1 protein-coding gene is annotated in these 3401 nt (G+C 57.3%); it reads left to right on the forward strand.

What is annotated here, in order from left to right:
• The first annotated feature begins 631 nt into the window (after nt 1-631).
• Nucleotides 632-3205 carry a DEAD/DEAH box helicase gene (locus tag RBB62_RS20115; RefSeq protein WP_309401083.1) on the forward strand — a complete coding sequence of 858 codons (2574 nt, stop codon included), beginning with the start codon at nt 632-634 and terminating at the stop codon, nt 3203-3205.
• The last annotated feature ends 196 nt before the right edge of the window (nt 3206-3401 follow it).

The raw sequence follows: 3401 nt of genomic DNA on the forward strand, positions 1-3401 counted from the left end.
GCGTGAACATCGATGCCGAGCTTAACGGCCAGGTATTGTTTTTGATCTATCATCGGTTGCCGGGTTGAGCAAGTGCTGGACCCGGCAACTTCATGTTATCTCTAGCGAACTGACGCGCCAGCGACGCCCGTAGATTATAAGTCGGCTCAGGCCGCCCAACTCTCCGCCCGATTATGCCAGCTTGCGCTCCGGGTATTGGCGTTGAAGCGCGCGACATCACGGCGCGTTCGCCCCACCTGCGCCCGATCCCGGCGAACGGGCGGGTAGGGCAGTGTTCTTTGATATCGAATAAAGTAGGTTTTACCCCCCCCCCCGGCCCCCAGCGGGAGGTTTATCGACGAGCCCTGTCGTTGAAGATTAAAGTAGCGGCGAGGATTTGTGGCAGCATCATATGATGTGACCGCGATCTGCGGGCCTGAAAACTTTGACCTCGCAGCTAATGCTCCTTATCCCCGCCAATGGCAGGAACTTAGCAAATTGCTTTTTCGCTGGGGCTGGCCGGATTTCCCTTGCGGCACTGAAAATGGACCGATACGCTCACAGGTTATCTATAGTCATTTTGCGCCTTTGGCGGGTCTGTTTAGCCACCGAAACCCTCGGCCTCCACCCTTCAATCGCACGCTACGCACATATGAATCACCGCATTTCCCAGCGCGTTTATTCGGACGCCGCGCTTGACCATTGGTTGTCGCGACTGATGGATGCTTGGGAGCAGAATTTCAATGCAGATGCCATCGACGCTGGGCGTCGGCTTTACCGTAAGGGCTGCATTCGCCAAGTCGAGCTCAGTGCGGAGGACGCCATTGTCCACCTGCGTTTGGATGATGCTAGCGACGTTTATGTGGTGCTTGATTGGGAGAAGGATAAGGTGCAGGCGCGTTCCTCGATTGAGGACCGCGAGTTGCGCGAAATTATTGCAGTAGCAGCACTTTACGAAATTGAAGAGCTCGTGGCCGAAGAGGTTGGGGCGCTCCCGCCAGAGGAAAAATCGAAGGCCCCAACGGCCGAGGCGGAAACAGTGGAAGAATCAAGCGCTGTTGAACTTCAGCCCAAGCCCAAGCGCCCTGCTACTGCTAAGCCAGTGCCCAAGGCCCCCCCGAGCCGTAAGCTCGTCCTGAAATTTTCCGCGATCGACTCCGGTCTGGCGATGAATGTCGTCTGGCGTCAGAAAAATGGACAGGAGCAGCGCGCCTTTGGTCCGAACGCGCCAAGTGCGGATATGACCAGTGCTGAGGAGCGAGAAGACTTAATCCGGCTGACCAGCGGTGCCCGTCGTGATGGTTTTCGCTACCAGGCCGACGCCGCCCGCTACGAGCTCCAGCAGCTTGACCGGTTGCCTGGTTTTGTGCGCACGGATTTGCCCAAGTGGGAGCAGTTTTTCACCGTCGAAATCGACCCCGATGTCGAGTGCCTCGCCGAGGGCGTACAGGAGATTGATGTGGCTGTGGAAATCGATGAAGCTCTGGCTGGTGGCGACCTCGACATCAACTGGAAGCTGACGCTCGGCTCTTCCCGCCTGACGGATAAGGAGCGCCGCCGCCTGCTGCGCAAAATCGACGAGGGCCCGGTGCTCCTGCCTGGTCGCGGCCTGGTGCGCATCAACCGCGAGCAAGCCAAGGCCATTGCCGAAACCGGTGACAGCATGGCGGTTATTTCCGGACGTGCGCCGCGCTATTTGCTCTTTTCCTTCTTTGCTCAGGAGGCAGTGAAACTCGACCTTTCTCCCGAACTCGAACTATGGCGCAAGCAGCTCTTCCACCCGGACCCGGGCGTCAACGGCGCGCCAAAGTTCCTCCGTGGCTACCAACAGCACGGCGTCCACTGGATGCAGCATCTGTTTGGTTGCAGTTGTCACGGCCTGCTGGCCGATGAGATGGGCCTCGGAAAAACGCTCCAGGTCCTCAGTCTGTTGAGTATCCGACCAGTGAAGGACAAGCCGAGCCTCATTGTTTGCCCAGCCAGTGTGGTGCCCGTTTGGCAGCAGGAAGTGCAGCGCTTTTTCCCGCACATGCGGACCGAGGCGCTGGGCAAGGGGCAGAGTTTCGATACTCACGACGACGCCAGCATCCTTTGGCTGGCCAGCTATACCCAGCTGCGTCGTCACCGCTCCCAACTGGACGATAAAGAGTTTGCCTACGTGGTGCTCGATGAGGCGCAGTTCATTAAAAACCCGGACGCCAAGTCGACCCAGGCCTGCCTCGCACTTAAGGCTGACCACCGACTCGCGCTGACGGGCACGCCGCTGGAAAACCGCTTCCTCGACGTGTGGACTATCTTCCGCTTCCTCATGCCCGGCTTGCTCGGCATGCGCCGTCGTTTTGAGGAATCCATCCACGACGAAGGCTCCGTGGCTATGGAGCGCATTCGTACGCAGCTGGCTCCGTTCATCCTGCGCCGCACGAAGAAAGAGGTCGCCAAGGAGCTGCCGGACAAGGTTGAGCTCGAACTCGTATGTCCGCTCACGGACCTTCAGCGTTCCGAATACCTGCGCATCGCTACCGAGGGCGTGACTCGTTTTGGCGACAATCTTCAGTCCGGTATGAGCGAAAATGCAATGGGGCTATTGACGCTTCTTACGCGCCTGCGCCAGACTTGCTGCGACCCCGGCCTCCTTCCGTGGCAAAACTCAGAGGTAAGCCAGAGCGGCAAGCTCAACATGCTGCGCGACCGCTTGCGCGAGATCATCGCCAACGGCCACAAAGCAGTGGTTTTCAGCCAATTTGTCACGCTCCTCGACCGCGCCAAAGACGTGCTGCAGCAGGAGTTTCCAGAACTGCCTCTCTATGAGCTGACCGGGAAAACGATCGACCGTCAAAAGCCAGTGGCTGAATTCCAAAAGCAGAAAGGGCCTGGCATTTTCTTGGTCAGTTTGCGTGCGGGCGGATCGGGCATTACTTTACACGCGGCGGACTATGTTTTTCTCTTGGACCCGTGGTGGAACCCTGCGGTGGAAGCCCAGGCGATCGATCGTGTGCACCGTATTGGTCAGAAGCGTGTGGTGTTTGTCTACCGTATGATTACCTCTGGCACGATTGAGCAGCGAATCCAAAAGCTTAAGGCCGAAAAGCGGGAGCTCTTCGAGCAAGCGGTAGGCGGTGCCTCATCGGGAGATGATTTCACGAGCTACTTCCAGTCGTTATCTGATCTAACCGAGTTGCTTGACGAGAATTCACCTTCTCCTCCGCCCGAGCTGACGCCAGTTTAAAGAGAACAATAACGGCGAAAATTTTCTCGTCCCTCCTGATGCAGGCAGTCGATTTGCGTCAATGAGCGCCATGATCCTATAATCAATGCCGCCTTGCGCTGCTTCCAATCTCATCCCCACCTGATTCGGCCAAGTTAGATGAAAAGTGCTGCTATGAAGTTTTTTGAGTCAAGCATGCTTGTTGTTGTTGTTCGGT

Origin of the sequence: Cerasicoccus maritimus (assembly GCA_031296935.1) — a bacterium.
GTDB classification, from domain to species: Bacteria; Verrucomicrobiota; Verrucomicrobiia; order Opitutales; family Cerasicoccaceae; genus Cerasicoccus; species Cerasicoccus maritimus.